The organism is Leptothoe spongobia TAU-MAC 1115 (genome assembly GCF_018739885.1).
Lineage (GTDB): Bacteria > Cyanobacteriota > Cyanobacteriia > Phormidesmidales > Phormidesmidaceae > Leptothoe > Leptothoe spongobia.
Map to the genome: position 1 here is coordinate 82,341 of NZ_JADOES010000009.1, position 21,492 is coordinate 103,832.

General features: G+C 47.9%; 22 protein-coding genes and 1 tRNA gene. 8 read left to right on the forward strand and 15 right to left on the reverse strand.

What is annotated here, in order from left to right:
• Positions 1 to 4: 4 nt before the first annotated feature.
• The 5 genes from IXB50_RS22750 to IXB50_RS06760 all read right to left on the reverse strand — a co-directional run bounded on the left by IXB50_RS22750 (position 5) and on the right by IXB50_RS06760 (position 2,072).
• Positions 5 to 211, reverse strand: coding sequence for an HNH endonuclease (locus IXB50_RS22750; protein WP_407658800.1), 207 nt, complete (start codon positions 209 to 211; stop codon positions 5 to 7).
• Positions 212 to 402: 191 nt separating this feature from the next.
• Positions 403 to 1,038: a hypothetical protein gene (locus IXB50_RS06745; RefSeq protein ID WP_215608182.1), complete on the reverse strand. Its 636-nt coding sequence runs from the start codon at positions 1,036 to 1,038 to the stop codon at positions 403 to 405.
• Between the two features lie 52 nt (positions 1,039 to 1,090).
• A complete protein-coding gene (locus tag IXB50_RS06750; RefSeq protein ID WP_215608183.1) occupies positions 1,091 to 1,393 on the reverse strand; it encodes a helix-turn-helix domain-containing protein in 303 nt (100 codons plus the stop codon).
• The gene (locus tag IXB50_RS06755) at positions 1,390 to 1,656 is read right to left on the reverse strand and encodes a hypothetical protein (RefSeq protein WP_215608184.1); all 267 of its coding nucleotides are present in this window, start codon (positions 1,654 to 1,656) and stop codon (positions 1,390 to 1,392) included. Before IXB50_RS06755 ends, IXB50_RS06750 begins: the two co-directional genes overlap by 4 nt.
• Before the next feature lie 83 nt (positions 1,657 to 1,739).
• The gene (locus IXB50_RS06760; protein ID WP_215608185.1) at positions 1,740 to 2,072 is read right to left on the reverse strand and encodes a hypothetical protein; all 333 of its coding nucleotides are present in this window, start codon (positions 2,070 to 2,072) and stop codon (positions 1,740 to 1,742) included.
• A gap of 99 nt (positions 2,073 to 2,171) precedes the next feature.
• Here IXB50_RS06760 and cas12k point away from each other — a divergent pair, with 99 nt between their 5' ends.
• Positions 2,172 to 4,283: a type V CRISPR-associated protein Cas12k gene (gene cas12k / locus IXB50_RS06765; protein WP_215608186.1), complete on the forward strand. Its 2,112-nt coding sequence runs from the start codon at positions 2,172 to 2,174 to the stop codon at positions 4,281 to 4,283.
• A gap of 953 nt (positions 4,284 to 5,236) precedes the next feature.
• On the opposite strand, the gene IXB50_RS06770 is transcribed toward cas12k, so the two are convergent.
• From IXB50_RS06770 to IXB50_RS06780, 3 genes are all read right to left on the reverse strand, one after another.
• Positions 5,237 to 5,307, reverse strand: a tRNA-Gly gene (locus tag IXB50_RS06770).
• Positions 5,308 to 5,395: 88 nt separating this feature from the next.
• Complete coding sequence (locus IXB50_RS06775) at positions 5,396 to 6,310, reverse strand: hypothetical protein (protein WP_215608187.1); 915 nt, start codon at positions 6,308 to 6,310, stop codon at positions 5,396 to 5,398.
• A 234-nt stretch (positions 6,311 to 6,544) separates the two neighbouring features.
• Positions 6,545 to 7,048 carry a redox protein gene (locus IXB50_RS06780; RefSeq protein WP_215608188.1) on the reverse strand — a complete coding sequence of 168 codons (504 nt, stop codon included), beginning with the start codon at positions 7,046 to 7,048 and terminating at the stop codon, positions 6,545 to 6,547.
• 114 nt (positions 7,049 to 7,162) lie between these two features.
• Between IXB50_RS06780 and IXB50_RS06785 the strand changes: the two genes are divergently transcribed.
• The 3 genes from IXB50_RS06785 (at position 7,163) to IXB50_RS06795 (ending at position 10,056) form a co-directional block, all read left to right on the forward strand.
• Positions 7,163 to 8,032: a LysR family transcriptional regulator gene (locus IXB50_RS06785; RefSeq protein ID WP_215608189.1), complete on the forward strand. Its 870-nt coding sequence runs from the start codon at positions 7,163 to 7,165 to the stop codon at positions 8,030 to 8,032.
• 194 nt (positions 8,033 to 8,226) lie between these two features.
• Positions 8,227 to 9,153, forward strand: coding sequence for a pentapeptide repeat-containing protein (locus IXB50_RS06790; protein ID WP_215608190.1), 927 nt, complete (start codon positions 8,227 to 8,229; stop codon positions 9,151 to 9,153).
• A gap of 69 nt (positions 9,154 to 9,222) precedes the next feature.
• Positions 9,223 to 10,056 carry a pentapeptide repeat-containing protein gene (locus IXB50_RS06795; protein WP_215608191.1) on the forward strand — a complete coding sequence of 278 codons (834 nt, stop codon included), beginning with the start codon at positions 9,223 to 9,225 and terminating at the stop codon, positions 10,054 to 10,056.
• Between the two features lie 20 nt (positions 10,057 to 10,076).
• Here the strand turns inward: IXB50_RS06795 and IXB50_RS06800 are convergent, their stop codons facing one another.
• From IXB50_RS06800 to IXB50_RS06830, 7 genes are all read right to left on the reverse strand, one after another.
• Positions 10,077 to 10,295, reverse strand: coding sequence for a hypothetical protein (locus IXB50_RS06800; protein ID WP_215608192.1), 219 nt, complete (start codon positions 10,293 to 10,295; stop codon positions 10,077 to 10,079).
• A gap of 8 nt (positions 10,296 to 10,303) precedes the next feature.
• Positions 10,304 to 10,804: a thioredoxin domain-containing protein gene (locus IXB50_RS06805; RefSeq protein ID WP_215608193.1), complete on the reverse strand. Its 501-nt coding sequence runs from the start codon at positions 10,802 to 10,804 to the stop codon at positions 10,304 to 10,306.
• A gap of 9 nt (positions 10,805 to 10,813) precedes the next feature.
• On the reverse strand, positions 10,814 to 11,407 hold the full coding sequence (locus IXB50_RS06810) for a hypothetical protein (RefSeq protein ID WP_215608194.1): 594 nt from the start codon (positions 11,405 to 11,407) through the stop codon (positions 10,814 to 10,816).
• Between the two features lie 163 nt (positions 11,408 to 11,570).
• Complete coding sequence (locus IXB50_RS06815; RefSeq protein WP_215608195.1) at positions 11,571 to 12,239, reverse strand: Tll0287-like domain-containing protein; 669 nt, start codon at positions 12,237 to 12,239, stop codon at positions 11,571 to 11,573.
• A gap of 61 nt (positions 12,240 to 12,300) precedes the next feature.
• Positions 12,301 to 13,110 carry a cytochrome c3 family protein gene (locus IXB50_RS06820; protein WP_246564191.1) on the reverse strand — a complete coding sequence of 270 codons (810 nt, stop codon included), beginning with the start codon at positions 13,108 to 13,110 and terminating at the stop codon, positions 12,301 to 12,303.
• Entirely contained in the window at positions 13,107 to 13,748 is a 642-nt protein-coding gene (locus tag IXB50_RS06825; RefSeq protein ID WP_215608196.1) for a cytochrome c3 family protein, read from the reverse strand. The genes IXB50_RS06820 and IXB50_RS06825 overlap by 4 nt, the downstream gene beginning before the upstream one ends.
• 21 nt (positions 13,749 to 13,769) lie before the next feature.
• A complete protein-coding gene (locus tag IXB50_RS06830; RefSeq protein WP_215608197.1) occupies positions 13,770 to 14,777 on the reverse strand; it encodes a globin family protein in 1,008 nt (335 codons plus the stop codon).
• Between the two features lie 694 nt (positions 14,778 to 15,471).
• Here IXB50_RS06830 and IXB50_RS06835 point away from each other — a divergent pair.
• The 4 genes from IXB50_RS06835 to IXB50_RS06850 all read left to right on the forward strand — a co-directional run bounded on the left by IXB50_RS06835 (position 15,472) and on the right by IXB50_RS06850 (position 21,492).
• A complete protein-coding gene (locus tag IXB50_RS06835) occupies positions 15,472 to 17,271 on the forward strand; it encodes a cytochrome c biogenesis protein ResB (protein WP_215608198.1) in 1,800 nt (599 codons plus the stop codon).
• Positions 17,272 to 17,360: 89 nt separating this feature from the next.
• Entirely contained in the window at positions 17,361 to 19,076 is a 1,716-nt protein-coding gene (locus IXB50_RS06840; protein ID WP_215608199.1) for a cytochrome c biogenesis protein, read from the forward strand.
• Positions 19,077 to 19,154: 78 nt separating this feature from the next.
• On the forward strand, positions 19,155 to 19,628 hold the full coding sequence (locus tag IXB50_RS06845) for a QcrA and Rieske domain-containing protein (protein ID WP_215608200.1): 474 nt from the start codon (positions 19,155 to 19,157) through the stop codon (positions 19,626 to 19,628).
• 172 nt (positions 19,629 to 19,800) lie between these two features.
• Entirely contained in the window at positions 19,801 to 21,492 is a 1,692-nt protein-coding gene (locus IXB50_RS06850; RefSeq protein WP_215608201.1) for a hypothetical protein, read from the forward strand.

A 21,492-nucleotide genomic window follows, 5' to 3' on the forward strand; every position in this document is an offset into this window, starting at 1 on the left:
AGCCCTACCAAACCCATTCCCTCCAATTCACAGGAATTACCCCATCCTTAAGCGCTTTCATCACCATCGCCCGGTGCGCGTGACTACTCCTCAAACAGTGGCATCGCCGACATAAAGTCCTCAAATTATCAAGACAGTTACTCCCCCCTTGCGAAAGCTCCTGCACATGGTCAATATGTGCCGATCTCAACGACAATGACCAATGCCCCACATCCTGACAATAAGGTCCCTGACACCGTCCTTGGTCCCTCAGCCACACCCGCCGTCGCGTCACCCGCCAAATCGCAGAAGGTTGCCGTCTCACCTGCACCATAAAAATCCCTGTCCTACCGTGCCTCGCTAAACCCCGCCTAGCCTATCCCTGCCGGAGCCCGTAGTGCCCCACCTTGAAACCGACACACCTTACGACGTGTCGGCATACTCAAACCGCTGAATCACAAACCGCCCAAAACCAATGCTACGACCATCTCCCAGCCCTACCAATGTCCCCGCATCCAGACAAATCGCCTCCATCACTTGCGTCGCTACAATTGTCCGATCCCACAGCATCTGAAACTCACAGCACCAGCCCGGAACCGTCGCTACCCGATAGCGCACATTCCGTCCCCCACTACCAGGATTCTTAACTGCCGACACATCCACATACACGTTTGGCCGCTCGCAGAGCTGATACTGCTCTATCAGCTCTGGCTCATCTGGCACAAATCGATCTCGAATCAGAACAACCGGATCTTGAATTTGTAAGGTTGCCACCACATCTCGTTGCGTCTGACGTTTACGCGTCGTCAAATAAGCAGCATCCCTCAAACAACTGAAGAAGTAGTTCCCCGGCAAATACAGCTGCCGCTCAGATGTCATCAACACCGTCTTCTTCCACTCTTCCGGGTCATTACCCGCCACCCCAGTCCGCTCCCGTTTTTTTAGTGGGATCGCATCCGGCGTGAAATGATGCTGTAGAAGAGGGCGCGTACCCTCAATAGCCACCGTTGCAAAAACGATATTGTTACCCATTGCCGACTCGTAACGTGCTGAAATCATTCAACCGCTTGAGCCAGCACAACACCAAGCAAACCCTGTCACTGTGACAAAACTAGGAACGCTCAACAGGCCCGCAATAAATTTCCACCAAACGTGGCGATACCACCTGAGCATGCTGCCAAAGCCGATGCACAACCGCTAATCGACGACACTGGGCCAGGGTTGGTTCACGGCGAGAAGCCCCCTGAATAAACCAGTGCTCAACGGTAGAGCGAGAACAGCCCACAAGCTTAGCCAATTCCAGGTATGACACCTCCCAATACTGTAGAAACTGAGCAGGACTGAGCGGCGGGGGGCAATCTGTGTAGCGTTGAAATAGCGCCCACTGCTCCGACGATGGATAGCGAGCTGTCATGCTGGATGCCACTGCTCTAAGTCAACCTCAAGAGCCATATCCTGAGTACAGATACCGTGCGAGGGACTCTGCGCATCCAACAGCACCAAGTAGTAGATCCCGCTCACCTGATTGTGATCACCCTCAGTGTAGAAAATGCCTACAATCTGGCCAAAATCTGGTTCAGTAACGACGGCCCATCGCACGGATTCACCCAACTGGAAGCGTGGTTTCGGTAAGACAGTCGGTAAGCTCTGGACAGCAGGAAAGTCGGTCAGTTCCAATTTCAGTATCTTGAGCAATCATTCCAGCTTTACGCTACCTAGCAGGTTGTCAATCAGACAAGAAAGTCTTGCCAAATGGCAAACTATTTTTCAGAGGCTCTACGCCGATTCTGATGATACATTTCCCTGAGTTTCTGCAGATATTCAGGTTCCGTCTCGACCGTAGTCCAAATATGATGAGCTAGTGCGAGCCGCTGCTCATGCTTTTCGCTGGGCATTCGCCTGTGCTCCCCTTGAGAGAACCAATGATTCACCGTGGTAAGAGAGCAATCACAGATGTAAGCAAGCTCTTCCCGCGAGACATTCCAAAACTGCAGAAACTCCTCAAGCGCCATTTGCCGTTCACCGCTGGGATGAAGATATGTATCTAGCGCTTCCCAGTGTCCTTCAAGGGGATATTTTGGAGCAATAGTCATGGTCAGTCTACTTGTCACCGTGACAATTATTTTCTGTATGATACTGCCAACCTCAATAACGCTAATTCCTAAAATTTTCGTTCTGGAGGCTTTGATGCCATGTCAGCCGACTACTTCACGATTCGCTGCGCATTAACTGCCAGCCAAGAGACACGTAGGCATCTGTGGACATTGATGCAGCCCTACACATTGCTGGTCAATGATCTGCTAGAGCTAATCCCGCAGCAGCCTGAGTTCAGCCAGTGGCGACAGCAGGGGTACATTCCAAACAGTAAAGCCATCAAACCTTTACATGATGCTCTGAAGCACCAGCCAGCCTACGCTCATCTGCCCGGTCGCTTTCATGACTCTGCCAAAAGGCTGACCTCTGAAATCTACGCCTCCTGGCTGGCGTCGCATCGCAAACGTCTAGCACAAATCATCGGCAAACAGCGATGGATACAAGCGGTTGAAACAGAGCTTGAACTGGCAAAGGTCCATCTCGTCAGTCTGGATGACATTCGTCAAAACGCCCAAAACGCACTCTCTAAAGCGAGGAAAAAACTATCACAGCAGAAGCCTAAAGATGATTCAATCCATTTAGAACGAGAATTGCTGGGCATTCTATTGGAGATGCACGAAGCCACCAAAAGCCCATTGAGGAAACGTGCTATCAACCATCTATTGGTTAACAAACTGGAAGTCCCAGCACAGGAAATTAATCTCCGCACACTCCAGGAACTCCTTGAAGCAAAGAAGATTGAGGTGCAGCGCCTGGAGGTTCAAATCCAAAGCCAACTTCCTAAAGGCCGAGACCCTACAGGCCAGCGGCATCTCCAAATGCTACTGGATACTGTCATGCTTCCTGAGGAAACCAACCCTGACGAAGTGGATGAGGCTACTGTTGAAGAACAACTGACCCAACAACAGCAAATGCCGCTTTGGAATGAGCTTCCTTATCCGGTAAGTTACTCAGGCTCCGGTGAATTCTACTGGAAACAAAACAGCGACAAAATTTCAGTGAGCTTTAAGGGCCTGTCAAATTATGAATTTGTCGTAAATTGCGATCGCCGCCAACTGCCTATCTTTAAGCAGTTTGTTGCTGACTATCAAACTAATCGCTCAAGATCCCAAGAAGAACAGTTTTCTGGAGCACTTTTCACTCTAAGGTCAGTTCAACTACTCTGGCTACCAGACAAGCGGCTAAAGCACCGCAACAAACTTAATCGTAAGAAAGGGAAGCCTGAATATACTGACCCATGGGATACTCACCGCCTCTACCTCCATTGCAGCATTGATAGACGGGCTCTCACAGCTGAAGGGACAGAACAAATCCAGCATGAAGAACAGACTGCTGTTCAACAGATTGTGAGCAAAGCAATCGAGTTACAGAACACATCAAATCTCAGCCCTGATCAGTCTCGGAACTTAAAAAGAAAACAGACCCAACTTCAACGACTACAAAACAACTCTCCACCACCTCGCCCTAGTCAATCAACATATCAAGGTAATCCCCAGCTTGTAATGGGCATCAGCTTTAGCCGTCATGAGCCCGTTACTGTGGCTGTTGCTGACGTGTCATTGGACCAGGTGTTGGAAACCTACAATACCCGAGCCCTTCTCAGACAAGGGCCTCAGAAAAAACTGTGGCGCAATGGAAAACTGAAAATAGTAAGCAAAGATGATGCCGAACGTTATCATCCTAATAAGGGTCAACTCAACACCAGACAGCCTGGCTCTGAAACAAAAGCTAAGCCCTATCGGCTGGTAAATCGAGTGCAACAGCAGTATCAGCAAGATCGTCGACTCAGAGCCAAAGCACAGCAACAGGACCGTTGTTTCCATAAATCATCCGTATCTAAATCCGCATCTAATCTCAGCCTTTATCTCAACCGTTTGATCGCAGCAAAGCTAGTTGAACTCGCGTGCGATCGCCAAGTCGCAACAATAGTAGTGCCAAAATTGGAGGGTATACGAGAGAGCGTCGAGAGCGACATTCAAGCCAGCGCAACCCGCAAGTACCCGAACGATAAAAATCGGCAGAAACAATACCGAAAAGAGTATCGAGCTAGCTTCCATGCTTGGCCCTATCAAGAATTAGCCGCTTGTATCCAGGCATGTGCCCGTAAGCATGGGCTTAAAGTCGTAATTGCCAAACAACTGTCATCTGTCAGTTTGGTTGAAAAATCTGCAAAGATGGCATTGTCTCAACGACAAGTTGAAGCTGCGTAACAAAGAGAAAAACTTTGAACCTAGAAAATTTAATATTGACTCAATAGCGCGCTGGATTCCTTGAGAACCAGTGATAAGTGTGGGGCAGTTTAAGTTCTTTCCGCTCCGAGTAGTTGTCTGCTTCCGCTGTAGAACTTGTTTTACAGCTATGGTGCAGGGTCGCGCCTAGCATCAAGGGAGCTATGTTTTTGTGACATGGTTCACGCCATAGTCATAAGGATACAGGTATACGTGGCGTGGCAGCTACTGAATCGCCTCCGAGCAAGGAGGAGTCTTCTCATTTTTTGGCAAACCTCCAGCGAGATTGACTTTTCTAGGAGGTTTGCCAAAATTTCAAACCCAATCACTGAGAGCTTTTCATCACATCCGAACAACAATACTTATCAGAATCAAGAAATTTTTGATGCTGCTGAACAAGCTTTGCCAGAAGTCGAGTTTGAGATACTATCGTGTATGGTTTGAGCTGGCAGACCTGCCAATAGTCTATTGGAGGAGAGGGACTGAAAGAAGCCAGAGAGTCACGTCGAAAGCGCAAGTCGTGTCTTGCCAATAGCCTTATTGGAGGTAGAGGAGCTGAAAGTAATCCCTTACTCCAAGGCTTGAATGAAGACTTAGCAACAGCCTATTGGGGTTAGAGAGACTGATAATCTAAACCCCTACTATCTTGGACCATGTCTTTATAGGTTCACTAAAAACACTCTAAGTGTAGAGCACTAAGTAAAGGCCGTTTTAACTGAATCAAAGAATTACTAATTGTGAATATTGAGCGGACTGAAAGAAACCTTAGCCTTCCAACATGAACGGTGATCAGATGCCGTATTTGGACATTAATTCCTTAAAACTGGGAAAAAGCAAGTCAATTTTTTTACGAAGACCTCAATTCCCCATAGATTCGTGGGAATGGACATTAATTCCTTAAAACGGACAAATAGCTCTTTAATGTACATTAATAAAGCGGGTGGGGGGAATCGAACCCCCATCATTAGCTTGGAAGGCTAGGGTTTTACCACTAAACTACACCCGCAAGGTGAGCAACTAATTGAGCTAAACTCAACTAGCTTTGCTAGGTTAGCACAGTTTGCCGTGGAACAGCCGGATAAGATACAGAGTTTTTAACTCCTACTAAACCGTAAGCGTAACTGCAGGCGATCTGTTGCCACAGCTTCTTCCTCGCCAATATTGGTCAGACGTATAGCAGGGGTAAAACGAAGAACATTGGGATCGACTAGGGCCGTGCTGAATAGACAGTCAGCTAGAGTCAGATCCGAGTCTTGGGCATAAATATCTGGCTGCAGCCGTCGGAATGAAGACACTAAGCCATCGGCATCGACCACTACACCCAAATTAATGACATCCCTGGACAAACTGCCTTGACAAGCATGATTACTGGGGATGTCAAACGTGATCGGCATTTGAAAAATCGGAATTGGATATTGATCAATCTGATCACCACCGGAATCTTTGGGGAGTTGGACATCATCAATAACGCTCACTTGAGTTGGCCCAGGACTAGCATTCTCGGAGTGACCACCTGATTCATCACTGGCGGGTACACCGCTATCTATGGCAGGCTGATTCGCAGCAGGCGGTTGCTGATCAGGGATGGTCTCACGAGAGGGTTTGTTAATGTTTTCTGGCTTGGAGATAGGTTGCTCAGGACGATCTGAGTCTGATGATACAGGTGGTTTTTGTGTGGGAGATTGAGAGCGCTCCACTTGCTGCTCTAATGGCTTAACATCAGCATTTTGACCACCTATAGATGTTGGCGTTTCTGGCTCAGTATTAGAGGGGTTGACTGACGGCGTAGCCGTCACTGCTCCAGCCGTGACTGGCACAGGCGCGGCTGGAGCAGCGGCATCGTCCACCAGTGTGACAGGAATATCAACCGAAGCCGGGGGGGGAGGGTTACTTACCTGGATCATACGTGGCAACCCAAAGCTCAGGGCAATGCCATGCATTAGTAAGGATGCACCCGCTAATGTTGGCCAGGGTACTGCCGGTAGTTTGGTAATGTTGGGGCTAGCCATAGATGCGTCCGAGCTAGCTGCAGGCTCAATGCAACAGATGCAACTGCAGTGTGCGAAGGTAGGTATCCTTCTTAATTTAAAGGTTGCACCGCTTAACTTAGTGACGTTTGGCCCACTTTAACAACTGGAGGCTCTGTTAGAGTACCTCCGTCAAACTGGGGCTTTACTGAATTATCGGTTAGCATCGTTTACCGCAATCAAACTAATCACACTATTATCGTAGGAACCAGGGCATTATGCCGCTATTGGGGCTTGAACCAATTCCTCCTTTGGCAGGAAGCCATGGTCTATGGGCGGCAAGCCGGAGGCGAGAAGGGTTTTGAGCTTAGGAATCTCAGCACTGTTGTAAACTCGAAACTCGCTATGGACCGTTGCACTGGTCTGGCGTACGGCTTGATTAATCACTAAGGAGCCCTGCGGATCAGATTCTGACCGGTGAAAGGTACCGGGTGGAATGCGCAATATTCTTGCATTTTGCTCAAGACGTACGCGGTGAAATGGGTAGTCCCAGTTAAAGTTGACTAAGTAAAATATTCGGCCCCCTGATAGTGCCAAGAGGTTGTCTTCTTGACGAGGGTGTAAATAAAATTGCCAATCGCCTGTTTTCGAACTGTGAGGACTGATGGCAGGACCATTGTGAAAGACTAAATCACGGGCATTGGAGTGAGGAACTGTAATATCAAAAAACTGAACACTGGGTGTGTCCCGAAACTTTTCAAATGAATAGAGTGCAAACATAAGGTGACGTGTGGCTGATCAAGCGTGATGATGGATTAACCTTAACGACGTCTATTTGAAGGATCAAATCGTCCAGCGGTGTGTATGTATGCGTTAACCGAATAGCTTCTATCAATGAACATTTCTCAACTCAGGGTGCTGGTGACCATTGGCCAATGTGGTAGTTTCTCGGATGCGGCTTTGCAGTTGGATATGTCCCAATCAGCGGTTAGTCGTGCGATCGCATCCCTAGAAAACGAACTCAATGTGCCGCTACTTATACGCGGCCGTCTGGGCGCTAAACTCACCTACGTCGGCGAGCGAGTCGTCGCCCACGCGCAACAGATATTAGAACTACGAGAATCCATCGAATACGAAGTAAATCTCGAAAAAGCACTCTACAACAGCCGACTGCGCATTGCCTCTTTTCGCAGTGCAGCCACCCACCTACTGCCACCTAAAATCGCTCAATTTCAACGGACATACCCGCGAGTGGATGTCAGCCTGGACGAATTTGATCCAGCAGGCGTAGAACAAGCACTACGTAACGGCGATGCCGACTTAGGACTGCTACCATTACCCCGCTCAGAAGACTTTACAACCTGGGAGATTATCCGAGATGAGTATGTAGTCCTACTCCCTAAAACAGAAGCTAAAACAGAGGGTCCTGCCACACAACCCATCACCTGGGATGAGCTATCTACTCAATCTTTTATCTTGTTGAACTATGCCGAATGCACCACCGCCGTGAGAGAACATTGGTCACGCTGGCAACAACCTCTCCAGGTGGCTTACAACGTCAAAGAAGATTCCACCATTGTCAGCATGGTCGCCCAGGGATTAGGGGCCGCCATCCTGCCGCGTTTAGCCGCCATGCCCATTCCTGACACAGTAGAAAGCCGATCCTTACCCGTCCCTCTAGAGCGGATCATCGGTGTGGCCATCCTCGCAAATGTTCCCCCATCTCCTGCTGTTACAAGATTCCTGGAAGTTCTTAAAAACTGAGTATCATTCATGCAAATAAAGAATCTAATTGATGCAGGATCCGCATTCCTTCAGAATTCTCACAATGTCATCAAAACAAGACAAAGAATCTCTAATAATTCTTAATCCACAGGAATTTCAGAAAACTGTTGTGTATTATACAGTTAGAAAGATTAAAGTGTTACTTCTGATACCGTTCAAGGAATTTTGAGATTATGGCTCAGCTTACTGTCAGCGAAGTGCTTTCAAAAGTCAGTCATCAGCAGTCCTTACGTCGAGCTGAGCTGAGCCATATTGATTTAGGTGGAGCGGCCTTAGATCGAGGGAACTTTACCCAGGCATATTTACGCCAAGCGAATCTAACCGGAGCTTCCTGCGAGGGTACGGACTTCTCTAAAGCAACTTTAATATTAGCCGTACTCTCAGACGCTTGCTTTGATAAAGCCCGCTTTGATGCTGCTGAGCTAACCCGTGCCCGCTTGGAACGTGGCATTTTCCGAGAGCTGCAGGCCCCTAAAGCAAAGTTTCATGGCGCACATTTGACTGAGGCAGACTTATCGTTTGCCACCTTGACCCAAGCTGATTTATCCAATGCGATCGGGCATCGCACCAAATTTCACTGGGCGAACTTAGTCAGAGCCAAGTTAAACGATGCAGACTTTAGCGAAGCCATCTTTGAAGGGACCAACCTTACCCGTAGCCATTTACATCGGGCAACCTTACGAGGTACCTCGTTCCAAAATGCGGATCTAGAATCAGCCTGCTTGGAAAAGGCAAACCTCAGCGGGGCCAATTTGATCGATGCTAATTTACTCAATGCCAGCTTAGAAAACGCACAACTAGATGGTGCTGTCCTGATCCAGGCCCAAGCAGATTGGGCGACTTTAAATGCCACCAGTTTGATTAAAACCGATTGGGCCGGTGCTTCCATGATGGGGATACAGCTAGAAGGAGCAAATTTAGCGGGTGCTAACTTTGCTGGGGCTAATCTCCAACAGGCCAACTTTGAGAATGCTAACTTGACTGCAGTGGACTTTACTGATAGCGACGTAACGGGAGCCATCTTTACTGATGTTCAGGGCTTGACTAAGGCGCAAGTTATTTGGCTCAACAAAAGCGGAGCTTTAAACGTACCTGGATAGATTCCATAGTTACGGGCAATGACGGTGCAGTTAGGTGGTGAATCATTGTGTCATCTATCTCTCAAGCCAATGGACATAGAACTTTTTTGGCAGAAGTATCATCAAACTGAACGTAATTTTTGCCATTTGCGGCTCACCCAACCTGATTTTTATCAGGCCAATCTGAGTGGGTTAGATTTTAGCTATAGCCATATGCATCAAGCGCGGCTGATCTGGGCTGACGTGAGTGGAGCCCTATTTACAGGCGCAAATCTTCAGCATAGTGTGGGCATCTGGTTACAGGGTCTTTGGACAGATCTAACCCGAGCTGATGTCCGCCAAGCTGATTGGAGCTGTGCCAATTTGACAGCAGCTAAGCTGGAGCATGCCACTTGGTTCGAAAGTAACCTGACTGGAGCCACATTATGTGAGGTCGCTGCTCAGGATGCTAATTTTTCTAAGGCCAAGTGCTGGGGTGCTTGGGCCATCGATGCTGATTTTAGTGGTGCGCTCTTACATCAGACTGATTGGGCCACAGCGAGATTAATTAGAACTCAGTGGGCAGAAGCGGATGCTGCTTGGAGTAATTTCTCACAAGTCATCGCTATGGGCGCAAACTTTGCATCCGCAAATTTAGAAGGTAGCAATTTGAGTCATGCGAATTTTACAGGTGCCTGCTTTAGTAGGGCTGATCTAACCGCCGCTAATCTTAGAGGTAGCTGTCTAAAAAATACCAACTTGCAAAATGCTGATCTGCGTGGGGCAAATTTAACGAATGCGGATTTAACCGGTGCCAACTTAACCGGTGCTAATCTGAGGGGCGCAGATTTAACGAATACAATGTTGACGAATGAGATTGCTTTAGCGGGTAGCCCCTCAATCACGATGCCATGGGTATCTGGCATGCGATCGCGCAGTGCTTAACTGTTGTGACTATCTCTTTTCTAAAAGTCAGGTTTCTCAACCAAGCAGAAGAATGTCAGCGCTGCTGTACAAGCCAGGGTAGCGGCTGCCGAGGCATCACAACCTAAAGCCTGGATGGGAAAGTAGAGGCAAATGGCTAAAACACCTGATAGTCCCATAGGATCTGTCAGAAACTCAAATACTTCCTGGGCAGATTCTAAAAATTCTAATAGTCTGAGAAATCGGTCTAATAGGGTCATAACGTTACCTACCCAAGCAGCTGGTCAAAAACATTAGCGAGGATGGGTTTGGGTACTTTACCCACCCATGTTTTGACCTCGCTATGGTACCCATCTAGTAACGTAAATTGGGGTACGCCAGAGGCACCGTAGTCGGCCACTTGCGCCGCCCACTGTGGATCGTCAATATCTAGCATGACAAAGTTAATGTGATCGCCGTATTGCTGATGTAAGTCGGCAATGGTGGTGGACATGCCCTGACAGGTGGTGCACCAGTCGGCATAGAACTCAATGAATGTGGGCTGGGGGGATGCGATCGCATCCCCATAGGACATCGACTCAGCCGCCATCGTCTTTAAGGTCATCAGCCCCGAAAGAGGGGTAAAACTGCTAGCTGTCTCTACCGGTCGGGTTATCAGTAACGTCACCATCACTGCAGCTACCACCGCAATGATCACTCCGGCCAATTTCATCAATGGAGAAGTGCTAGTAGAGCTACTTGCCATGTCCTTAGGATTAGAAGAAACCATACCTATGCCTTAGCGATAGTAGTAAGCCAGGAACACATGTACCCCTAGCATTAGGATAAAGACACTCACCAAAAATATGTGAGTCGGTAGCCATATGGCCCGCATATTGCGAATCAATGGCCCTTTGGTCACTGCTATATCTTTATTCCCTGGCAGACTAAAGATCTTGCGTGGGGACTCCAAAACTCCTGTCTCTGCTACCACCCCGACCAGAGCAGACAGCGTCACCGCAAAGAATATCCATAAAAACACAGCATTGAAATTTAAACCTGTTGCACCAATCGTATGAATCGCGACAACGGCTAACAAACCTACACCCAAAAAAATATGCAAACTACGCCACAGGATTACAGAACCAGGCAGTTTAAACTTGCCAAGCCATTTCCGTCCGCGTTTGCGCAGCGATAACAACATTTCTAAAACAACAAATGACAGGGCGACATATCCTGTTACCTGCTTATACACTTCTCCACGAATAAACTGATGCAGCTCGATAGAGCGTTCTCGCAGCGCATCGAGATAAATCGGACTCACCACAAAAGGAGCCAGTAGAAAAGCACTCAAGAGCGTCAAGAGGATAAGCGTGGAAAATTTAGGCTTCATTATTCCTAGACAGGAAATAGCAATCGAAAAATAGCAACATTAGAGATAGAGTCATGGGCAATTACCAATAAAACTATCCCTAATGTTTACAAACCTCTCTTAAAAACTAGCGAAACTAGCTCGAACTAATTGAGGAGAGAAAAGAGCCGTACTTAACATCATCCTAAGCAGCAGGCATACTTTCAACAGGGATATTGATCACAACACCGCCCATGACTTCACCCATCTCAAACTGTTTATCAGGATAGCGCTCTAGGTGAACTGGGTGGGTATTATGGCAACTTACACAAGCTTCAGCAACCGCTTTGTCAGGATACATAGCGGAGAAATAGGCTTGCCCCCCCACTTCCTGATAGTCCTTGTAAGGTTCACCCGAAGCAACCATGGCATCTAGTGCAGTTTGCTCAAATTCACTCTTAGGACCATGGTTGTCATTAATAAACCAAGGGGAAATTAAACCATAGGTAAATAGGCCTGATTCATTCGCAATCTCGTAACCTAAACGGAACATCTGAGCCGGAAGAGGAATACCATCGGTTTGCTGCCAACCTTCGGTAGACTCAACATTCAACACACCTTTTTCTTTTTCCTTCCCTTCAAGTTTTTTGACACGACTAACAACATGCTTGGTGTAAGCAGTACGATCAGCCGCTAACACCGTATGAATGTAGTCAGCAACAAGATCAGGGGAAATACTGGGTCCAGTAGCCGTGGCTACAGCAGAAGTAGAACCACCACCGCTACAGGCAACAGCTGTAAAGCAAACGGCAGCAGCTAAACCTAATAATGCGATCATTCTAGCGCGCATGCGCTGCATCCAATTTGTCAACATTTAAGTTATCTCCTGGTACATCCAGAGCGTTATTCACACAGAGAGTCCTGAATAATGAAAATTATTCAGAGGTATTGCCCGTCCTCCGCTGTTCAGCAGCCTTCATCAGATCGAAAGACTGCAACTCTAGCGTTGGAGGCCGGTCAAAATTGGCTTCGACCAGCTCAGGGTCGAAAATACTGTTGTAGCTATACTCAATGCCGTGGCAGTTCATACACACATCACCCACCATGCGATCCTGCGGCTTGAGATTATAGGTATTGTTATGGTTTACATGTACAAGGGTGTCATCAAATTCAGCAACGACACGAGGTAGGTGGCAAGTCGCACAGCTGACAGCACCAGCCCCCGGACGTGGCAACTCATTGCTTGCTGCAAACAACTCAGCATGCTTGGAATTTTGATAGTTGAGAGAATGGTTATCGTTATGACAAGTCAGACAAGCATCTACAGATGCCTCAACGGTATTGACCGAATGCACATCATGGCAGGCATTACAGTTCATCTGATGCTGCATAGCATCTTGCCTCATGGGCAATCTGGCCATAGCAGGGGTTAGGGGCGCATCCCCTTCCAACAGACGAATACCGTGCTTACTCAACAAAAAGGTATCTACCGCCTGTTCATGGCAAGATTGACACGTTTCATGGTTGGGTTCGGCCAAAAACTCTTTTGTTTCTTTACTTTGGTGACAGCTGGCACAGTTAATATCATTGAGTGCATGGACACTAGTCTGCCACTGCGTTGTGATATCGCTCAGCTCCTCTTGGGTGCTAGCCTTAGCAGTTCGACTTGTTCCCAAGACAAGCATCACACATAACGCCACCAAAACCAGGGACCGTAGCCATGGGTTAATAACTAGACGCATCATGAACCACCTCCCAAAAATTCCTTCTGGAGATCTGGGGTAGGTGCCGTTTCCAGTGACGTGGCCACGACCCGATCGGGTACTTCCTGAACAGGCAGCATTGAGGGAGCCCCCATGTTCTGACGCAAGAATCCCGTGGATATGGTGCGATGATCATGATAGTTATGACAACCAGCAGTCCAACATCCATCAGCCGCAAATCCTTCATGACTCTTGAGCTGCGTAAGAGTTAACTCCTCATGGCACGCCATACATAAATCTGGCTGTAGATTTACACCCCGATCGAACATATGCACATGTTCGTTATGACAGGCGGTGCAGGTGAGAACATCAACTCTTTCACGATACTCCGCCCAACGCGGATCGCGAAACTTTTTAGTGCCATGCACATCGTCAACCAACTCGGCTTGATGACAGCGGGTACAGTTCTCATTGCTAACCGGCTTAAATCCTTCATGACAAGAGGCACATGAAGCTTCAAATACATGGTGTCCCTCAGAGGTTTCACCGGGCAAAAAGACCTGCTTTTGATCCAGGGCAAAGGCTGCCGACACCCACATCAACAAGAGAACAAGCGCTAAGACAATGCCTGTCCTTAGCGACAATAATCTACCCAGTCGTTGCTTGAAAGAGCGTGCCATCTGATCCTTAAGCAACCATCACTAAAGCAAAATCATCATGAGTACAACAAGCACCGCTGCACCGCCACCAATGATGCCAGCTGTTGCTCCTGTCCCAATACCTTCAGGCGGTTCAACAATCGTAGGCGCTGTTTCAAGCTGAATATCTTGCTGATCATACTCAGCTCCCTCAAGCATCAGCTCAGTGATTGCTCCATAGGCGTCAACCCAAGCCTGTTTGACATCAGCAGTCCAAGCAGACCCAGCATATTGTTCAAGTGTTTTGAGCAAACTATTACCCACCAATGGGTAGTGGGCAGGTAGCGCTCCATACTTAACGTGACGAGCCCCCAGACCTTTTAAAGCCTTAGTCAAAACATCAGGCTTACGTAGGTTATCCACCACCATCACAAGACCGCCCTTCAGCATAGTCTTTTGCTTAGCCATATCGGTGTGCTCAAACAGAGGCTTGGCATCGGGATAATCTGTAAACAGATTGTCGTAAAAGGTGGATACTAGAGCGTCAGCCTGGGGAGCCACGAGCGCAAAGCTTTGCTCCAGCAATTCGACATTCAGTCCACTCTCTTCAGGAGGTGCAGCGTTAGTAGGAGCAGGTGTTTCTTCAAGCGCAACTTCTTCTGGAGTATAGTCAGCGCCTTCAAGCATCAGCTCAGTGATTATGCCGTAGGCACCAGCCCAAGATTCCTTGAGTTCAAAGGTCCAAGCATCACCTGCATACTGTTCCAGGGTCTTGAGCAAACTGTTGCCTACGAGGGGATAATGCTCTGGCAAGGCACCATATTTGACATGACGGGCTCCCAATCCTTTAAGCGCATCACTCAGCACGTCCGGCTTCCTAAGGTTCTGAATCACCATGACTAGAGCGCCTTTCAGCATCTGCTTCTGTTTGGTCATATTTGAATGCTCAAACAGGGGCTTAGCCGCCGGATAATCTGTGAATAGATTGTTGTAAAAGCTATCAACAAACTCGTCAGCCTTGGGCTTAACGAGTTCGAAACTTTGCTCTAACAACTCAACATTTAAGGACATGCCTACTAGTCTCACTCCAACAAGTTTTTGGCCACAAGCTTTGTTTCAAGAAACCCCAAAATCGTCTTAGGAAGGGAAAACGCCTAAGTATAGCGAGACACCGCAACAAATAACGAAAATTTGATGGTTCAAAATTACATCCACCACAATTGCTCCAGACAATTGAGGATGTCAACAACAAATCAGGGCATATAAAACCGAACTATCAGTAGTGATAAGTCTCACTTATGAGGGATCGGGAACTACCCATGACAAGTATTAAGGTATTGCGATCGCAACTATTTTTTTGTGGCGCCAGATACCAAAACAACAATTTTATTCACTTGCCGCATTTAACAATTGCAATAAATGAATCGATCTTATTGCTAATAAATAAAATTCCGCTCCCAAGAATTCAGCCATTATCAATAGACCCCAAATCTATTGGTACATAGGCTATTAGGCTTTTGATCGACTGGCTAATAGCGCCGGTTTGTATCTTAAAACATCAGGAAAATAATGACTGAATTGCACTTATTGCGGTACTTGGATTCGCTTTTTGCATAATTCTAAGGTGCTAAATCATAAATACAGATTTTCTGTACCCATGTATACAAACAAGACCTGAGTTCACAGTAAAGATAAACAGATATTGTCGGCTGACTGGCATTGTTATTCACCACTGTGCGGCTGCCACTTCAACAACTCCTTGCTTATGACTTCTGCAGTGATCCAATTTATCGGCTCCATTCGGCTGGCGGTTCCTCTCCTGATAGTCATCGGTTCAATCTTGATAGGAGCCACATTTTACGAAGCAGAAGTTGGATCGTCAGTTGTCCAGCAAGAGATTTACAAGAGTCCCTGGTTTGGGGCTTTAATGTTTTTTCTAGCCGTGAATCTTAGTGTCTCCACATTGCTACGCTATCCCTGGAAAGGTGCTCGCAAAGTCGGATTTGCCATCGCTCACTGGGGCTTAGTCGTGATCATTGCGGGGTCAGCAGCTGTTATTCACCTCAGCGTGGAAGGCATGCTGTTAGCCCGCACTGACGGTGGTCCCGTTAGCACGTTGCGGGTGGAAGGGGATTTTTTAGAAATTGCGACATCAGACCAGGTCATTGAACAGGCCTCTCTATTCATTAAAGATGATGGAACTGTTGTACCTAATCAGTTAGGTCAGTTATCCCTTTTGGGTTATACCAACCATGCTATCAAGACCGTCCATTTTACAGAAGGTGCTACGGTTCCTAACTCTGCCGTCAAGCTTTCCTTGCATAGTGACCGCATGGGTCAAACCTTGGAACGCTGGTTAGCCATTGCCCCAAGGTCCTACAGCAGTATGGATATCGGCCCTGCCGAGTTGCAAATTCAAAAGGTGCACTCTGACCAAGAGCTGCAGCAAGCCTTAACTATTCCTTCCCAAGAGGCAAGTGCGCCATGGGGGACATTAAACTTTTCCCTAGCCAATAAAACACAAGTTATAGATGTTAAATCTGGTTTAAATCAGCCTGTTGTCATAGAAGACATTGAGTGCATTATCAAGGATTTTTGGCCTGATTTTCGTTTAGATGGCAATGGTAAACCTGAGACAGTGACCCAACAGTTGCGCAACCCGGCCTTACAGCTAGAGTTATCCATGGGTGATGTCAGTGAGCGTTGGTTTATCTTTGGTAATCCAGAATTCGAACCAATTCGTACTCAGATATCTGGTGATAGGCCCCTGGATATCAAGTTTAGCTACACGATTTCTGCCAATACTCAGCCAGACGCATTCTTTAGAGTCTTAGTAGATCCTGAGGATAATCTTTACTATGTCGCTAAATCGTCCAAAGGAGTTAAGACGGGGTCGCTAGCTTTAGGGACAGCCGTCACACCAGGCTGGGCAGATTTTTCCATCACGCTGGATGAGTATATTCCCCAGGCACGGGTGGAGCGCGATGTTGTTCCCCTCCCGGATGGAGCTGAGGGCGGCGAGCCTGCCCTGCAGGTGGCAACGGCAGATGGAGAAATGGCATGGGTGCCCTGGGGAGAGCCGACTACTATTGAGACAACAACGGGCGACTGGTATATAGCCTTTAGCCCAAAACTGATGCAATTGCCCTTTGCCCTTAAGCTTAATGACTTTATCGTCGAACGTAACGAAGGTAGTGAGTCTGTCGCTATGTGGACGAGCTTGGTAACCCTGATGGAGCCGATGACAGGAGAACTGTCAGAGCGTCGAGTCTGGATGAATCATCCAACTTGGTTCAAGGGCTGGAAAATTGCTCAGGCTTCTTGGAATCCAGGGGATTTAGCGCAGTCCACCCTGCAGGTTAAACGCGAACCCTGGTGGGTCACCGGTCTCACGTGGTTAGGATCGCTCATGGTCACTATCGGTGTCGCCACCATGTTTTACGGTCGAGCAGTTGCTAAAAAGCTTAAGTTTATGGGTGAGATCTTAGGTCCTAGCGAACGAGAGGAGAATCTGGAGGAGACGGTGACAGCGATTCCTATTTTGAGCTTTTTCTCTAGTCGTTAGAGAAAATCTTCTAATTTTTGACTTGAATTTTGACTTGAGGGAGTTCGGCCTCTCTATTAATTACTATTCACTGCAGCCAAATCACGCCAATGAAAGTTCTCAAGTTTGCGATTGGGTTATGTCTAGGGTTATTGCTAATTGCGATGCCCATCGGCCAATTCCAGCCGTCTGCGCTGGATAGTTTGGAGACCATGACAGTGCAGCAGGGGGGGCGGAAAAAGCCCTTGGATACGGTTGCCCAGGAAACGGTTGCCAAAATTTATGGGGGAACAACTTATAAACACGATGGCATTGAGGAAAGTTCTCTGGAGACATTTTTGTCCCTATGGCTCAACAATCGTAATTGGAATGAGGAACCCTTTGTCCTGGTCAGCTATCGCCCCCTCAAAGAGTTGGCTGGCTTAGACCTGGAGCAAAAGCATTTCTCCTTTGAGACGTTGATGAAAAATCAACCTCTGGGAGATATCGTGCGCTTGGCCCATCGCAAGCAAATGGATGACGAGGATTTGACACGGGATGAACGGGAGGCCCTGACCATTGAGGACCGGCTGCAGCTGATGCTAAGTATGGTGAATGATAATGCGATCGCAATAGTCCCCCACCCTAATGACATCAAAGGCAAATGGGTTGGCATTACCGAAGCCCAGACTCTTTATGGTGCAGAGTCAGTCGCCCCATTGCTAGCCAGCTTTACCATTATCAAGCAGACCATCCTGTCAGGGACGGACCACCTGCCCATGCTGGCCCCCCTAGCCACATCGCTCAAAGCAGGCTTAGCCAGTCTTAGCCCAGATATCTACCCGACAGGGGGTGTCATGCACCGCGAGGTATTTTTTAACCACTTTCATCCTTTTGCCAAAGCATGGCAACTCTATGCCATTGCTTTTGTGCTCATGCTGATAGCCCTATGGGTGCAGCCCTTTAATCTTTATTGGACGGCCATTGGTACATTTGTTGCGGGTGTCGCGGTACAAGGCTATGGCTTTTGGCTACGGATGCAGATAGCTGGTCGTCCCCCCGTTACCAATATGTACGAGTCCGTCGTCTGGGTTGGCTTTGGGATTGCCGCCATCGCCCTTATGTTTGAGCTGAGCCAGCGATCGAAGTATTACTTACTGGCAGCCGCACCACTGTCTGTGGTGTGTTTGATTTTGGCCGATAGCCTACCGGCAGTGTTGGACCCCAGCATTTCACCCCTGGTCCCTGTACTCCGGGATAACTTCTGGCTTAGTATTCATGTCCCCACGATTGCCCTGAGCTATGCTAGCTTTGCCCTAGCCTTGGGATTGGGCCATGTGGCCTTGGGTAGTTATTTGTTTACCCCCAATGCTCAGGCACGCATCAAACTCCTGTCTCAACTCAATTACCGAGTCCTCCAGGTGGGCATATTGCTACTGACCGCAGGCATTATTCTTGGGGGGATTTGGGCTCACTTTTCCTGGGGGCGTTTTTGGGGTTGGGATCCTAAAGAAACCTGGGCATTAATCGCGCTGCTATGTTACCTGGTGCCTCTCCATGGTCGCTTGGTGGGCTGGATCGGTAACTTTGGCATTAGTGTGGCCAGTGTCGTAGCGTTCAACGCGGTGCTGATGGCTTGGTACGGGGTGAATTTCGTCCTGGGTACCGGATTACACAGCTATGGTTTTGGCACTGGAGGATCCGAGATGATGATTGCCAGTGTTGTCGGTCTGGATTTGTTGTTTGTATTGCTCGCGGTCATGCGTCACCGGGGTTGGTTAGATCGGTTATTGATAGCTGAGACAGATTCTAGCCCGGTCGTTAGCTCCCATACGTCTGGTCATTAATTATGATGTGAGTTGATTTGAATATCGACTATTCCTCATATTCAGCACTGATACAACAGAGAGAGAGGATTTTTTGCCATGAAACGTCGCGAATTTGGAAATCTAGTAGGGCTGGGGTTAATTGCCACGTCGTTGCCGGTTGCGATCGCAGCCTGTAAATCCGAAGACACCATATCCGATACCCCTGCTGATAGCACCCCAGAAGTTCCAGCAGTAAAAATCGATGAAACCCCTAGAGCAGATGGATTTGCCGCTCTAGGTACCGTTACCGACCTGGATACAAAAGGTTATCTTGGCAAGAAAGGCTTTATCGCAGGTCCCGTCATTGTCATTCGCGACCCAGACAACGCCGACGGTGTGATCGCCCTCAACTCCATGTGCACCCACCAAGGCTGTGGTGTCGAATGGAAAGATAACGCCTTTGCCTGCCCCTGCCATGGATCAAAATTCAATATCGACGGTAGTGTTGCCAACGGCCCCGCCACCGAACCCTTAGCCCCCTATGAAGCCATGATCGACGGTGATTTAGTCCTGGTCAAAGCCATATCCTAATTAACCACTTCTAGGGGCACTCCCTTGTGGATGCCCTTCGATACCGGGTGCTATCAGCCAGGATTTCGTATCAAACCTGTCAGTCACGAAAATCTTGGCAGCAGCATCCCATTTCCCGCAGCCTAAGCCCGGTATTTAGTAATATGGGCCTGACTTGGTTGGGGGTATCACTGTGAAGACTATCGTTCATTGGCTTGATCAGTACGGCCTACGTTCCACACCCAGAAATCAACGCATCTGGTTGACAGCCAGCCTGATAATCGCCATGCTCTACGGCATTCTATTTTGGCGGCTGGCATTTGAACATCCCTACTCGATCCAGGACGATGCTCGGCAACATGTATTTTGGATGTGGCGATATGTGGACCCAAGTCTGTTTCCCAATGACATTATTGCCGACTATTTTCAGTCTGTAGCCCCCGTGGGATATAAAGTCCTATATCGCCTAGGGGCGATATTAGGCATCCATCCGCTGATATTCCATAAGCTGTTACCCCCCATTATCGGCTTGGCGGGCACCGTCTATACTTTCTACCTGGCTTTAGCCATTATTCCAGTTCCCCTAGTCGCTTTTATTAATACCCTAATTCTCAACCAGTCCCTATGGATGTGGGATGAGCTGGCCTCTGGCACACCAAAAGCCTTTAGTGTGTTGCTAATTTTGGCATTGTTGTTCTATATCTCGGAGAGAAAACTTTGGGGATGCGTAGTTGTTATTGGACTACAGGGCCTATTTTATCCACATCTGGTGTTCATTTCAGTCTTGTTATTAGCACTACGAACAGTATGGCCACACAGCGATAGACGAAGCAGTTTGAGATTTTTGATCATTGGCTCCATAGTTGCGACATTGGTCCTTTTACCCTACGTACTCACCACATCGCCCTATGGCCCCGTAGTTACCTTGGAACAAGCCAAAACCATGGCCGAATTTCAACCCGGCGGACGCAATGCTTTTTTCTATGATGCTTGGTCTAGATATTGGCTATTTTCAGGACGCAGTGGGTTATTGCCCCCCAGTGTTCCCACCACCATTTGTCTGTCCCTCTTCTTCCCCCTAATACTATGGCTAAAACTACCACTGCTTAAAAAGGTCACTCGCCATGGTGCATTGATTACGCAACTGGGATTGGCCTCAATCATCCTGTTTTTTCTATCCCATAGCGTCCTGTTCCGGCTGCATTTACCCAGTCGATATAGTCGTCATTCCTTAAAAGTAATTGTGGCTTTAGCCGCCGCTATGGTGATCGTTACATTGCTAGACGCGGGACTACGACGATTGTCTCGTCAACCACAACAGCTATGGCGTCAAACCATTGCCCTAGCAATGGTAGCAGGAACCACTTTGATTACTGTCGGCTATCCTTTATTACTCGATAGCTTTCTGAATTCGGTATATATCGACTCAGATCGCACAGCACTTTACGAATATATCCAGGAACAACCTAAAGACATTCGGATTGCCTCCCTAGCCCATGAATCTGAAAACATTCCTGCGTTTACAGGGCGTTCTGTCATGATCAGCCGTGGCCATAGTTTGGCGTATCACCAGGGATATTACAATCAAATTCGGTCACGGATCCTAGATCTGATCACCGCTCAGTACAGTCCTGAGCTATCGGTACTCAAGTCAATTATTACTGACTATGGCATTGACTTTTGGTTAATTGATGAGCAATCATTCAATCCAGAAGCCATGCCTGGTATGTGGTTACGTCAGTTTGAAACAGCATGGACTACCGCCATTAATCAGATGCAGCAACAGCCTTCAGCATTGCAACAACTGACGCCCACCTGCACAGTAGTTAGCGATCAAGGTAAAACGCTGATCGCAACAGCCTGTGTGCTAGATGCTCAAGAGTAG

What these genes read in the sequence shown, in the direction of transcription:
- IXB50_RS06785 (WP_215608189.1), top strand. Translation starts at nt 7,163, where the DNA reads ATGAACATTTCTCAACTCAGGGTGCTGGTGACCATTGGCCAATGTGGT.
- IXB50_RS06805 (WP_215608193.1), bottom strand. Translation starts at nt 10,804, where the DNA reads ATGGTTTCTTCTAATCCTAAGGACATGGCAAGTAGCTCTACTAGCACT.
- IXB50_RS06780 (WP_215608188.1), bottom strand. Translation starts at nt 7,048, where the DNA reads ATGTTTGCACTCTATTCATTTGAAAAGTTTCGGGACACACCCAGTGTT.
- IXB50_RS06800 (WP_215608192.1), bottom strand. Translation starts at nt 10,295, where the DNA reads ATGACCCTATTAGACCGATTTCTCAGACTATTAGAATTTTTAGAATCT.
- IXB50_RS06825 (WP_215608196.1), bottom strand. Translation starts at nt 13,748, where the DNA reads ATGGCACGCTCTTTCAAGCAACGACTGGGTAGATTATTGTCGCTAAGG.
- IXB50_RS06745 (WP_215608182.1), bottom strand. Translation starts at nt 1,038, where the DNA reads ATGATTTCAGCACGTTACGAGTCGGCAATGGGTAACAATATCGTTTTT.
- IXB50_RS06760 (WP_215608185.1), bottom strand. Translation starts at nt 2,072, where the DNA reads ATGACTATTGCTCCAAAATATCCCCTTGAAGGACACTGGGAAGCGCTA.
- IXB50_RS06815 (WP_215608195.1), bottom strand. Translation starts at nt 12,239, where the DNA reads ATGTTGACAAATTGGATGCAGCGCATGCGCGCTAGAATGATCGCATTA.
- IXB50_RS06845 (WP_215608200.1), top strand. Translation starts at nt 19,155, where the DNA reads ATGAAACGTCGCGAATTTGGAAATCTAGTAGGGCTGGGGTTAATTGCC.
- IXB50_RS06795 (WP_215608191.1), top strand. Translation starts at nt 9,223, where the DNA reads ATGGACATAGAACTTTTTTGGCAGAAGTATCATCAAACTGAACGTAAT.
- IXB50_RS06840 (WP_215608199.1), top strand. Translation starts at nt 17,361, where the DNA reads ATGAAAGTTCTCAAGTTTGCGATTGGGTTATGTCTAGGGTTATTGCTA.
- IXB50_RS06835 (WP_215608198.1), top strand. Translation starts at nt 15,472, where the DNA reads ATGACTTCTGCAGTGATCCAATTTATCGGCTCCATTCGGCTGGCGGTT.
- IXB50_RS06750 (WP_215608183.1), bottom strand. Translation starts at nt 1,393, where the DNA reads ATGACAGCTCGCTATCCATCGTCGGAGCAGTGGGCGCTATTTCAACGC.
- IXB50_RS06775 (WP_215608187.1), bottom strand. Translation starts at nt 6,310, where the DNA reads ATGGCTAGCCCCAACATTACCAAACTACCGGCAGTACCCTGGCCAACA.
- IXB50_RS06830 (WP_215608197.1), bottom strand. Translation starts at nt 14,777, where the DNA reads ATGTCCTTAAATGTTGAGTTGTTAGAGCAAAGTTTCGAACTCGTTAAG.
- IXB50_RS06810 (WP_215608194.1), bottom strand. Translation starts at nt 11,407, where the DNA reads ATGAAGCCTAAATTTTCCACGCTTATCCTCTTGACGCTCTTGAGTGCT.
- IXB50_RS06820 (WP_246564191.1), bottom strand. Translation starts at nt 13,110, where the DNA reads ATGATGCGTCTAGTTATTAACCCATGGCTACGGTCCCTGGTTTTGGTG.
- IXB50_RS06790 (WP_215608190.1), top strand. Translation starts at nt 8,227, where the DNA reads ATGGCTCAGCTTACTGTCAGCGAAGTGCTTTCAAAAGTCAGTCATCAG.
- cas12k (WP_215608186.1), top strand. Translation starts at nt 2,172, where the DNA reads ATGTCAGCCGACTACTTCACGATTCGCTGCGCATTAACTGCCAGCCAA.